The 13,138-nt window shown below is 46.3% G+C and carries 7 protein-coding genes; 2 read left to right on the top strand and 5 right to left on the bottom strand.

Annotation, left to right across the window (positions count from 1 at the left end; all coding sequences use genetic code 11):
• Positions 1-280 precede the first annotated feature (280 nt).
• On the bottom strand, positions 281-5,146 hold the full coding sequence (locus tag EJ063_RS08085) for a cadherin domain-containing protein (RefSeq protein WP_126573765.1): 4,866 nt from the start codon (positions 5,144-5,146) through the stop codon (positions 281-283).
• Positions 5,147-5,442: 296 nt separating this feature from the next.
• Between EJ063_RS08085 and EJ063_RS08080 the strand changes: the two genes are divergently transcribed.
• Together EJ063_RS08080 and EJ063_RS08075 are read left to right on the top strand one after the other, a co-directional pair.
• Positions 5,443-6,756, top strand: coding sequence for a TolC family outer membrane protein (locus EJ063_RS08080; RefSeq protein WP_126573763.1), 1,314 nt, complete (start codon positions 5,443-5,445; stop codon positions 6,754-6,756).
• 1 nt (position 6,757) lies between these two features.
• Positions 6,758-7,369 (top strand): OmpA family protein, encoded by a 612-nt coding sequence (locus tag EJ063_RS08075; protein WP_126573762.1) that lies wholly within the window; start codon positions 6,758-6,760, stop codon positions 7,367-7,369.
• Between the two features lie 67 nt (positions 7,370-7,436).
• On the opposite strand, the gene nhaA is transcribed toward EJ063_RS08075, so the two are convergent.
• The 4 genes from nhaA to EJ063_RS08055 all read right to left on the bottom strand — a co-directional run bounded on the left by nhaA (position 7,437) and on the right by EJ063_RS08055 (position 13,112).
• A complete protein-coding gene (gene nhaA, locus EJ063_RS08070) occupies positions 7,437-8,624 on the bottom strand; it encodes a Na+/H+ antiporter NhaA (RefSeq protein WP_126573760.1) in 1,188 nt (395 codons plus the stop codon).
• 260 nt (positions 8,625-8,884) lie between these two features.
• Positions 8,885-10,006, bottom strand: coding sequence for a lipocalin-like domain-containing protein (locus tag EJ063_RS08065; protein ID WP_126573758.1), 1,122 nt, complete (start codon positions 10,004-10,006; stop codon positions 8,885-8,887).
• Positions 10,007-12,460, bottom strand: coding sequence for an FtsX-like permease family protein (locus tag EJ063_RS08060; RefSeq protein ID WP_126573756.1), 2,454 nt, complete (start codon positions 12,458-12,460; stop codon positions 10,007-10,009).
• Positions 12,441-13,112 (bottom strand): ABC transporter ATP-binding protein, encoded by a 672-nt coding sequence (locus tag EJ063_RS08055; RefSeq protein WP_126573754.1) that lies wholly within the window; start codon positions 13,110-13,112, stop codon positions 12,441-12,443. Before EJ063_RS08055 ends, EJ063_RS08060 begins: the two co-directional genes overlap by 20 nt.
• Between the last annotated feature and the right edge of the window lie 26 nt (positions 13,113-13,138).

The raw sequence follows: 13,138 nt of genomic DNA, 5'->3' as shown, positions 1-13,138 counted from the left end.
ATGTTGGGTTTCCCATTCGTATGCCACGTACATGACATTAGTATCCCGTCTATCGACAAAAGAGCTTGCCGATACCTACCCTACGCAGTAACACTCAGCCCGAATATTACCACGCGTATCCCCCAGAATATCGAATTTCGACTCATCTCCGAGATTGCCGCGAAAATTATCATAAATTGAAATCATCTGGCAATATTTTTTCATCTATCACGATCAAATATTGATTTATTTATCAAAAAGGCCAGCCGATTGGCTGACCTCTTAGTTTAGGCTGGTAGTGTTAAACTGCGTCTGTTTTCAGCACTTGTGTCAACATATCTAACTCATTGGTAATTGAACCCGCGGCAATAAAGCCCGCATCTTCGAAGGATTCTCTGACACCTTCTAAGATAATGGTTTGCTCTCTACCTTCATCTGTCACTGTCAACACGACATCATCACCATCGACGCCTGAGTTAACAATCGCCGCAAGGTCATCAATATCCACACTGACATCATCTTCCAAAATTCCAGTTAGATCGATTTTATCCAGGTCGTCGAGACTAAAGTTGTCCACTACATCGGTACCATTGTCGATAGTCGAGTCTAACCAAGTAAAGATGTTGGCATTCTCGTCACCTAGCATCATTTGATTACCTAAATCCGCATTAAGGTCGTCACCCAATTCAGCAGACAATACTTCATATTCCGGAGATTCATCGACATCTATGGTCACAGTAGATTCGTTACTCACGACTAGTTCAGAGTCTACTGCAACGTAGTCGAAGGTAACGTCTTCGGTGATATCTTCTGTCCCTGATAGGTAACGCAACTCCCAGCTCCCACCGCTGCTTGATAGCTCCATGGAAACAATCGGGTTGTCAGGTGACGAGTAGCTAAATTCGTACAATATTTGTGAGTTACCCACATCCCCTTCGTCTTTCTGGTATTGCTCAACATGCGTTGTTCCATCAGCAAGTGTATAGGTCACTTCAACATAAACATTACTATTGGTATTGAATGCCCCACCCATCCCATCGAGTCCAAATGTTACGAGCCCAAGAGGGTTGTTAGCTAGATTGACGATTAAGGTCTCTTGCTTATTCATACCTCTACCATCGGTGTCTCCAATACCCCAGCCCACGTGAGGTTGACCACCGGTGTATTGTTTAAGAGGTTTGTCGTTATTGTCCTCTATGCTCACTGTGATGGTGTTACCGTTTTCTAGCGTAATTTCTCTTTCGGTATCTGATACATACACGCCCCAATTGTAGAAGCCATCTTCACCAAGGACGATGTCTTCAGGATCACCGCTATACCCCATTTCAAACTCGTCCCCGACGCCTGGTACATAGGTAAAGTTATCAGGGTCAAAGAGTTTGTTTGCGTCGATCTCTTCACCTAAAACGTGTAAGTCTGATTCCGTAATAACTCTTGTATCACCAAAGTCGTCCGTGTAGAGCAATGTGCCATATTGAGGTAACGATGTGATCATGACATTCAGTTGAATACCATTGAAATCATCATCTTGATCGGAGATATGATCGAGTTCCTCAACATCCGAGTCGAAGATAATCGGCACGATGATGGCATCACCCGCATCGACATTGAAGTCTTCAGTCACTGGCGCTTCATTCACATCTTGCTCATTCAGCACTACGTCAATCTGGCTGCTTAACCCCGTAGCGTCGGTCGCAATCACGGTGATGCTGTGGGAATTGTCGTCACCCCATTCAAAGTCATTGGTAAAGGTTTCAGCACCCGCTTCGGTGAGGCGAATTGTCCCGTCTGGATCGATGGAGAACAGGCCATCTAACGTTGGGTCATTAGTAAAGTCCAAACTGTAGGTGACCGTCGTTTCTTCCGGATCGTTGGCCGGGACTGAACCGACTTCTGCACCCACTTCACTATTTTCTGGATAGGTGAAGACATAACCGACTTCTTCATCTTCAGGCGGCTCGAAGATTGGGGGCTCATTGACGTTTTCTTCATTAAGAACCACGTCAATCTGGCTGCTTAATCCCGTTGCATCGGTCGCGACCACGGTAATGCTGTGGGAATTGTCGTCACCCCATTCAAAGTCATTGGTAAAGGTTTCAGCGCCCGCTTCGGTGAGGCGAATTGTCCCGTCTGGGTCGATGGAGAACAGGCCATCTAACGTTGGGTCATTAGTGAAATCCAAACTGTAGGTGACTGTCGTCTCTTCCGGATCGTTGGCTGGAACAGAGCCCACTTCTGCGCCCACTTCACTGTTTTCTGGGTAGGTGAAGACATAACCGACTTCTTCTTCTTCAGGCGGCTCGAAGATTGGTGGCTCATTGACGTTTTGTTCATTAAGAACCACGTCAATCTGGCTGCTTAATCCCGTTGCATCGGTCGCTATCACGGTGATGCTGTGGGAATTATCATCCCCCCATTCAAAGTCATTGGTAAAGGTAGCGGCGCCTGCTTCTGTTAAACGAATCGTACCGTCTGAATCGATGGAGAACAAACCGTCTAACGTAGGGTCATTAGTAAAGTCCAAACTGTAAGTGACCGTCGTTTCTTCCGGATCGTTGGCTGGAACAGAGCCCACTTCTGCGCCCACTTCACTGTTTTCTGGGTAGGTGAAGACATAACCGACTTCTTCATCTTCAGGCGGCTCGAAGATTGGTGGCTCATTGACGTTTTGTTCATTAAGAACCACGTCAATCTGGCTGCTTAATCCCGTTGCATCGGTCGCGATCACGGTAATGCTGTGGGAATTATCATCCCCCCATTCAAAGTCATTGGTAAAGGTTTCAGCGCCCGCTTCGGTGAGGCGAATTGTCCCATCTGGGTCGATGGAGAATAGACCATCTAACGTTGGGTCATTAGTGAAATCCAAACTGTAGGTGACTGTCGTCTCTTCCGGATCGTTGGCCGGAACAGAGCCCACTTCTGCGCCTACTTCACTGTTTTCAGGATAAGTAAACACATAACCCACTTCTTCATCCGCTGGTGGCTCAAAGATTGGTGGCTCATTGACGTTTTCTTCATTTAGCACCACGTCAATCTGGCTGCTTAACCCCGTTGCATCGGTCGCTATCACGGTAATACTGTGGGTATTGTCGTCACCCCATTCAAAGTCATTGGTAAAGGTTTCAGCGCCCGCTTCGGTGAGTCGGATTGTCCCGTCTGGATCGATGGAGAATAGACCATCTAACGTTGGGTCATTAGTAAAGTCCAAACTGTAGGTGACCGTCGTCTCTTCCGGATCGTTGGCTGGAACGGAACCTACTTCTGCGCCCACTTCACTATTTTCAGGATAAGTAAACACATAACCCACTTCTTCATCTTCAGGCGGCTCGAAGATTGGGGGCTCATTGACGTTTTCTTCATTTAGCACCACGTCAATCTGGCTGCTTAACCCCGTAGCATCGGTCGCGATCACGGTAATGCTGTGGGAATTATCATCCCCCCATTCAAAGTCATTGGTAAAGGTTTCAGCACCTGCTTCGGTGAGACGAATTGTCCCATCAGGGTCGATGGAGAACAGACCGTCTAGTGTTGGGTCATTAGTAAAATCTAAACTGTAGGTGACTGTCGTTTCTTCCGGATCGTTGGCCGGGACTGAACCGACTTCTGCACCCACTTCACTGTTTTCAGGATAGGTGAACACATAACCCACTTCTTCATCCGCTGGTGGCTCGAAGATTGGTGGCTCATTGACGTTTTCCTCGTTAAGTACCACATCAATCTGGCTGCTTAACCCCGTAGCATCGGTCGCGATCACGGTAATGCTGTGGGAATTGTCGTCACCCCATTCAAAGTCATTAGTAAAGGTTTCAGCGCCCGCTTCGGTGAGGCGAATTGTTCCGTCTGGATCGATGGAGAACAGGCCGTCTAACGTTGGGTCATTGGTAAAATCTAAACTGTAGGTGACTGTCGTCTCTTCCGGATCGTTGGCCGGGACTGAGCCGACTTCTGCGCCCACCTCGCTGTTTTCTGGGTAGGTGAACACATAACCCACTTCTTCATCTTCAGGCGGCTCGAAGATTGGGGGCTCATTGACGTTAGTTTCTGAAAGAACAACGTCAACGTCAACGGATTGAGGCTCACCAATGCCATCGCCCTCAGTCACCGTCACCACAAGGTTATGCACGTTATTTAAAGTTTCAAAGTCATTGGCGTAAGACTCAGCACCTGCGGTAGTTAGCGAGATTTCGCCTGTTTCTGGGTCAATATCAAATAGCGGCTCTCCACCTTCGTTTTCTACGTTGGTTGAAATGGAAAAGATGAGCACATCATTATCCGGGTCGGTTGCAGCAACCTGGCCCACTACTGTTCCTGCAGGGCTATTTTCTTCAAACTCAAAACTATAAGCACCATCTTCAAAGGCAAACGTTGAGACTTGCTCTTCACTATCGCCCCCATCAGGCACAAAATCATTTGTTCCAACAAATTGAGGTAAGTCATTAGTACCGTTGATAGTGACAGTAACGCTGCCTAACGTCCCATCTGCTGATTCAATGGTGAACACATCAACAAGTGAATCACCGATATTAAGCTCATCAAATGCGCTGTTTGCAACATATGTCCAATTACCACCTGCATCAATAGAGAAAACACCATTGTCACCCGCGACACCTTCCTGAACGACAAAGGTTGGGGTGTCCGTTTCTGTCGCTTCTACAGTGCCAGTAATCGTCCACGGCACATCGGTTTCAAACACCGTTACCGCGTCATCCCCCACAAAGATGGCTTGGGCAAGCACTTCAAGAAGCGTTAAACTCTGTGTTTCTGAGAGCCCTTGCGACTCAAGTCCACCGGTTTCAAACTCGGTTTCAGCAATAGTTTCCGCACCGGTACGATCAATATCACCACTGCCCGTCAAGCTTGACCCATTTTGACCACCAGCGGCAGTTGCGAAGTCATCGTTTTGAGTCGGGTCCACCCCTTCTTCAATTTGCGAAATGATCGAGGCGATCTCGTTATCTAAATCCAGCCCCAGATTGCTGCCATCATCCCCGACAAGCTGAGCTTGAATATCTGGCTCTGCTGATGCAGTCGCACCTTGCCCGACAATAACAATCACTTCCCCTGGCCCAGGGACCTCTCCTGGAAGCAGCTGTCTGACCTCCCCATTAATATCAATGACCACTGTTGAGTTGTTTAGCATCAATAGTGACAGACTTTGTGCATTCATAAGAAGATCCCCCTTTTTGCGTCAAACTCCCCCCTCCCCAATCAATAGGGGGAGCCACATCGCAAGCACTGCATCTCTCTAAATCTAGCCACACAATTAATGACAAACCAGTCAATAACAAAAAAGTCCTAACGAAAGTTCAGATTTTCTCACTAAAACTCATCGCTTTTATCCAGTCGCGTTTCTCACTTTCTCATTTCGTCAACTAAGCTTGCATTAACTTAAGCCTGATGTCTTAAACACGAGACTAGTCAAACCATTAACGTTCCGACTTCATACTAATTTAGGAGGCTCCCTTGAATTGGAAAAAGTCCGTTATCGCCAGCTGCATAACGTTGTGCAGTTTCTACGCCCACTCACAGACTCTTGAACAAGCTGTCGCGATTACCCTCGCAACGAACCCTGAGTTAAAAAGCACTTACAACGAGTTCCAGAGTGCCGTAAAGCAAAGTGATGCATCAACTGGCGCCTATCTCCCTAGTCTCGACTTAGATGCCGGGATTGGTTACGAAGGTATTAACCCCGCAGAATCCACCGGAAGGCCAGACACTGATTTAACGCGGAAAGAAGCGACAGTCAGTCTTACCCAGCTAATTTGGGACGGTAATGCAACGCTCAACGACATGGACAGAACAGCAGCTGACGCAGAATCCATAAGATGGCAATTACTCGCGAACGCCTCTGACTTAGCTCTAGAAGTAACGCAGATTTATTTAGATGCGGTGAAAGCGACAGAAGTTCTTGCTCTATCAGAAAGTAACCTAGCCGTTCACAAAAAGATTTATCGTGACATTAAGAAACGAGCGAGTTCAGGCATAGGATCAACCGCCGATGTCTCACAAGTCGAAGCTCGTATAGCGAAGGCTCACGGTAACTTATTGGCTGCTCAGAATAACCTCGTTGACACACACACTCAGTTTCGCAGATTGGTTGGGCAAGAGCCTTTAGGACTCATTTATCCAAGAGCCGATGAAACCAAACTGCCCCTTTCTCTTAGTGACGCGCTTGTCGAAGCATTTGATAAACACCCTGTTATCAATGTTTCTAAGGTCGATGTAGATTCCGCTCGGTTCCAATACAAACAATCTAAAGGCAATTACTTCCCTACCTTATCCATCGAAGCAAGCCAAACTTGGCGAGATGATGCCGGTGGCGATGAAGGCAGCAGCGATGAAACCCTAGCAATGCTGCGAATGCGCTACAACCTTTACAACGGCGGATCAGACAGTGACTTGTCTGAACGTGCCGCTTATCAATTGAATCAAGCCAAAGATTTACGAGACAGCGCCTACCGCCAAGTTGAGGAGAGCTTACGTCTTTCATGGAGTGCTCTGGACCTGACTCTGCAACAAAAAAACTTCCTAGCTGACCATGTGGATTCTGCATCGGAAACAGTGATTGCCTATGAGAAACAATACCGCATCGGACAACGAACATTACTTGATTTGCTTAACACCGAAAACGAGCTGTTCGAAGCTCGCAAAGACTACCTTGATGCGCATTACGCTGAACAATACGCCAAATACCGTGTAATGAACGCAACAGGTAACTTGCTAGATGCACTGTTAGTCGATACGCCTAACGAATGGACTGAGCGTGTGGAGTACTAATATGAACATGAACTATTTAATACCATTATTCGCGCTCTCTTCCCTTCACTTTAGTGCTATTGCAGAAGATGAGTATGACTACATTGAAACGCCATCAGCGACCCAAATCTCAGATCTTACTGATAATGATAAAGATGGTGTCGTTAATGCTAGGGATCTTTGCCCTGGTACTCCTCTCAGCGCTCAGGTTGACAATGATGGGTGCGGTGCATCTGTTGTTGAACAAGAAGAAAGGCAGCTAAGAATTTTGTTTGCCAATGACTCTTATGAGATCAACCCTATTTTTTCTAACCAAATTCAGACCATGGCTGACTTCCTCGATACTTACCAAAGTGCATCGATTCAGATCCAAGGATACGCAAGTAAAGTCGGCAATCCTGAATACAACCTAGAATTGTCAAAAAAGAGAGCGCATGCTGTCGAAGACGAGTTGCTCTCGTATGAAATCGATCCTAAGCGAGTCACTATTGTTGGTTATGGCGAAACTCGATTAGAGTCTGAAGGTGATGATGAAACGTCTCACGCATTAAATCGAAAAGTAACGGCAACCGTTGTAGGTCTAACCGAAACTGTTGTGGATGAATGGACTATCTTTACCGTCATTGAAAAATAACCGGATTGCCTAAACTAAAAAACCCCACAATCTTACATTGTGGGGTTTTGTTTATTTGGTACTAAAACTAGTATCGGTTGGGATCTAACTGTTCACTATTCTCTGCAATCGCCGACTTTTTCGGTAACGACACATGCAGCAGGAAGTAACCAATCAATGCCGCTGTAGTTGAGCCCATCAGAATACCTAAGCGAGCATAAGTATCGAATTCTGCGTTTACAGAACCAAACGCCAGTGAAGAGATGAAGATAGACATAGTAAAGCCGATACCACACAGAACAGAGACTGCAAAGATGTGGATAAAGTTAACGCCGTGAGGCAACTTCGCAATACCCGACTTAACCGCCAACCAGCTAAAAGTAAAGATACCTAGAGGCTTACCAACCAATAGACCCAGTGCAATCCCCAGTGGTAGCGCCGAACCTAAGCTAGACAAGGAAATACCTTCTAACGAGATACCCGCATTTGCCAAAGCAAACAGAGGAAGAATACCGAATGCTACGTATGGGTGCAGGGTATGTTCCATATGTTTCAATGGGGAATGGCCTTCTTTCTTACCTTTTAGTGGAATTGCAAAACCAATCACCACACCCGCTAACGTTGCGTGTACACCAGACTGGAGCACGGCGAACCACAAGATTGCACCAACGATGATATAGGGTGTCAATGAAGTCACTTTCTTAGCATTGAGCATAAACAGCGCTGCAGTCATCGCGAAACCAACCGCTAATGCTGTTGTCGACAAGTCACTTGTGTAGAACAATGCGATAATTACGACAACACCAAGGTCATCAATGATCGCTAGAGCCAATAGGAATACTTTTAGGCTCACCGGTACGCGATTACCCAGCAGTGCCATAATACCTAAGGCAAAGGCAATATCCGTTGCTGCTGGAATTGCCCAACCTTGAATCGCCTGTGCATCGCCATAGTTAAATGCGACGTAGACAAGTGCTGGTGCCAACATACCACCAACCGCTGCAATTGCAGGGAAAATAGCCGTCTCTTTAGATTTAAGAGCGCCTTCTAGAAGCTCACGCTTCACTTCCAGACCAATGATCAAGAAGAAAATAGCCATTAGACCGTCATTGATCCAGTATGAAACTGTCATACCGAGAACGTAAGACTGAAGAATACCTTGATAGGTGCTGTATAGATCTGTATTTGCGATTGTCATTGCTACCGCAGCAGCGATAACCAACAGAATACCGCCTGCGGATTCCATTTTGAAAAAATCGCGAATCATATCATTCATGCATATTGCCCTTATATTTATTATGTTAATAAGCGATTAACAAAGAATACAAATGAGTTTATAGAGTTACAAACCTAAGGAATAATCGCTTGTTTAGTGTTTTTAACTCGGTTTTTCCGATAAAAAACACCCAAATAGCCTTAATTTTCCTTAGTTAATTATAGGCAATTAAATGAAATTACCATATAAAAACACCAGAGCCACTTCCCATCTTATGAGAAGTGGCTCTGGCCAGTCAGTCTGTAGTCATCAGTTTGCGATTAATAACCCGTTAACTGCATAAACCCTCTCGCCTCATGGCTGCCTTGCGTTTTCACTTCACCCTCCCAATATGGAATGATGAAAGGCAACCATTGCTCCTTATGGACAGCCGACGTGGTAAGGTTAATGCCATAATCAGGAACACGAATAGACCAACGATCAGGAATCGTTTTGCCATTTTTCAATTGCACTTCGCCCAATTCACGCAGTGTTAATTGCTCTTGGCTTAGCGGTATCACCTTTCCATCATTGGTTGCGAGTGTCCCAAATACATATGGAAGCTGATGTTCGTGACGGTAGCGACTGACAGAAAGTGTTGTCTCATCGCCTAAATGAATGACAAACCAATCCCAACCTTGCTGTTCCTGAGCGAGTAAGCCACTGCCCCACTCTTTACTCATCCAGCCTTGGCCTTCTACCGAAATGCGTTCTTCGTCTCCCATTTTCAGCTCACCTCGAACGGATAAAAAAGGAGCCGTCATGTTATGAGATGCAATAGGCAGCAAGTCATGCTTGCTGACATAGCCTTTGTCACCGGGTATCACAAAAGGACCACGGGTTATCGATTTAAGGTTAACGCTGAACGTATCCGTTGCGACATCCAACTGCCCTGGGAATGGCGTTTTACCCAATGAGCGCCAATACCAGTTATCAATCCAAAGCCTAAAAGGCTTCACTGTCATCCCAGCTTGCCCGATCCCGCCTCGCGCAACACGCTGCTCTCGCCATACCCCTTCATCAGACGAAATGACAATATGAGAGACATAAAGCTGAGGATTTAGCCAACCAGAAAGGTTACTGTCATTAATCGCCACACGGAAGTAGCTCCATTGAACACCATATCGTTTTCCTTTGCTGTCTTTTACGTTAGCAAAGAAGTGCCACCAGCCGTGCTGAAACTCATCTTGAAATGAAAAATCTCGCGGTAAAACCACCGGATTATCGGGCAGAACGGGTTCAAAGACTTGGTCTTTACTAGTACGGAGAACTTGAGAGGTAGGCGTATGATTGGTATTCCAACCACCAAAGACTGAAGAATAAAGATAAAGAGCACCACTCACAACCAAGAGCAAAATAACCATGAAGGCAGTTGAAACGACTCTCTTTATCTTCCTATCCATTTACAACGCATCCCTTAGCGATTTCATTGGTGTTTGGCGAATCATCCTGATAACAGGTATCGCTCCTGCTACCATCAAGGACAACATGGCCAGCAAGCCTGTTTGCAAATATTCTGATGGCACAAACTGAATTTCTAACGTCCACCCAAATGATTGCTTAATAATGATATCGACCACCAGCCTTGCTAAAGCAATACCGAGTGGCATTGCAATGAGTAGCGAAATGGCACCAAACACGAAGAGCTGTAAACTGCCCATGACAATGAGCTCTCTTCCTGACATGCCCAAACATCTGAGTAGTGCGACATGCTTCTGACGAGAGACTTCTCCCCCCACTGTCGCGAAAAATATCCCGAAGACAGCAATAACCAAGGTGATGTTACCTAAGGTATCGGCGATAGAGAACGTCCGATCGAACACTTTCATCGCTTGGTTATGAATATGGCTATTGTCAAATACGCGGTCAGAATCAATTCTAAAGACGGATTCTAAACGTCGTTTCAGCCCTATAGGATTCACCCCTTCGTTCAATAAAGTGCCCAGAGCCACGCTGCCACTTCCTGCGAAGGCATATAACCAATTACGATGAGAGATCAATGCTTGGTTGTACGGGTTACCATAATCGTAATAGACCCCAACCACTTGCCAACCCTGACCTAACTTACCGGATAAATCGAGGTAATCGCCAGGGCGGATATTAAGCTTGAGCGCCATCGACTCACTGATCATCACCCCTTTAGAATGGTGTAAATGATACCAGTAATTCGGTACACCTAACTTCACCGTCAGAGCATCAAGCTCACCCTCCGAAGGGCCAGTACTGACAACCTGTAAAGCACCTTGTGGTGTAGAAAGTTCTTTTTCCCAACGCCACCAAACCGATTCAACTTCTGGTTGCTTAGCGAGCCAACTGCTCATTCGAGCCGCAGCACTGCTGTTTGGATAAATATAAAGGTCGGCGGCAAGACGTTGGCTTAACCACTTGTCGGTAGTATCTCGGAAGCTGCCTACCATTGTCTCTACACCGATGTTCGCTGACATCGCGAGCATGAATGCCATAGTCGCAACGCCACGATAGCTCATACTTGCCGCTGCATCAGCGAAGAACCAACGAACCTTCACCCAACGTAATGTATAAGAGAAGCTTTCGAACACTTTCCATACGATAAAAGGCGTAAAAAGCGCGACACTTAACAGCATTAAGGCAATGATGACAAAGCCCGACTCTTGCGTTTGCGGCGCTTGATAAATCGCGATAGCCGCAACACACAAGGCGCACGCTAACAAGGCTTGGATGGTAAACTCAGTACCAGTAAATCTCGTCAGTGATAGTCGAGTGGTGAGTCTGACCGGCTGCGAACGCAACAGTCGAACTAATGGCCAAGCACAAGCGACAATTGCCCCAATAGCCGATAAATAAAAGCTGTATAAGCTGGTTTGCCACGTCCAACTAATCGATAAACCAACGTTCGCGTCATACAAATCGCCTAAACTTGCCGAAACGGCTGGAATCAATTGGTTCGCAAGTAGCATCCCCAATGCATTACCACATAGCCAGCTCACAAAGACCAGAACCAGTAACTCTAGCATCAAGGCTTGCGCTAACTGCCAACCCGACACACCCGTTTGACGCAAGATGCCTACCAAACGCTGGCGTTGAGTTAATGAAAGTGACATCGCTTGGTAGAAAATAAACAGACCAACTAAAAACGCCAACATCCCCATCGCGCTCAGGTTCATGTGGAACGCTTGAGTCAATGACTCTAACTCAGCGCGAGAACTGCGCTTCAGTTCCATACCACTAGGCAGCATGCTCTTGAGTTTTGCTAGCTTCTCTTTGGGCATTTCACTACACGCAATGGTCGATATACCCGAGCTTCGTTCAAGCATACGTAATAACGACATGTCTGCGATGATGCGGGTACCGTTTAACTGACCGTTACGCTCAATGACAACAGGCCCTAGCTGACTACCATCCGCCAAAGTAATCGAATCACCATTCTTCCACTCCATGTGGCTCGCGAGATCTGTGCTGACTAAAATAGGATATGGTGGCTGCATCAACGCCAGCGAGGTGATGTCTTCAAGTAGTACCTGTGGCTGAAAACGAATCAGTGAAGCCGGATCAATGCCGACCAAAACTAAATCAGCGCCATCGGCCGTGTTCACTGTCAGAGCTTCAAAAGGCGCACACTGATTGAAGCCTTCACGTCGCAGCTGAATATAAAAACCCTGAGGAATTTTATTTGAGGTGTGCTTAGCGCGAATTCGATAAGGCAGAGGGTTAGAAAATAGCTTTTCACCATGCTCATAGCTTTGACGCGCATGATTGTTGATCGATGTAACACCAACTAAAAGAGAAACACCAAGAGTGAGGCCAAGCCAGACAAGAATGATTTGAAAAGGGTAACGTCTGTAGTGACCAAGTAGTGCTTTAACTACGGGCCATAACATGAAGTTGTCCTCCTTGAAGTCGGATCTTACCTTCCATATGTTCCGCTACACGTTCACTGTGTGTCACCAGCAACAAGGTACACTCTAGTTGTTTGGTTAATGTTGTTAAGAGCCTCATTACGGCTTCGGCATTGCGCTCATCCAAACTGCCCGTTGGTTCATCCGCTAGCAGGAGTTTAGGTTCCATATAAAGCGAACGAGCGATCGCAGCACGTTGCTGTTGACCACCAGACACTTCTTCTGGATAACGTCCTAACAGTGGCATGAGATCAAGCGCTGATAAGATCTGACGCCATAAGCCTTGATCTTCCGGCAAGCCTTTTAGCTGACGGCAGAAGCGAATGTTATCGGCAACATTCAGCGTAGGGAGTAAGTTAAACTGCTGGAAAATAAGGCCAATATTGTTTCTTCGATACGCTGTGCGTTTGTTCTCTACCACGTCATGCATCGAGAAATTAGGAAACAATACTTCACCGGAATCTACGGTATCTAGGCCAGCAATTAGGTTAAGTAAGGTACTTTTACCTGAACCGCTTTCACCCATCAAAGCAACTTGCTCGCCTTGTTTCAATGTCAACTCAGCACCTTGTAAAACGGGATGGAACTCTCCCCCGTCCACATAGCCTTTGCATAGGTCTGTTAGCTGTAACATTGTTTCTCTCGTCAACCTTTAAAATA

It is taken from the genome of Vibrio aquaticus (assembly GCF_003970385.1).
Taxonomy (GTDB): domain Bacteria; phylum Pseudomonadota; class Gammaproteobacteria; order Enterobacterales; family Vibrionaceae; genus Vibrio; species Vibrio aquaticus.
The sequence above is the reverse complement of the archived record's forward strand: the minus strand, read 5'-3'. Positions and strand labels throughout refer to the sequence as shown.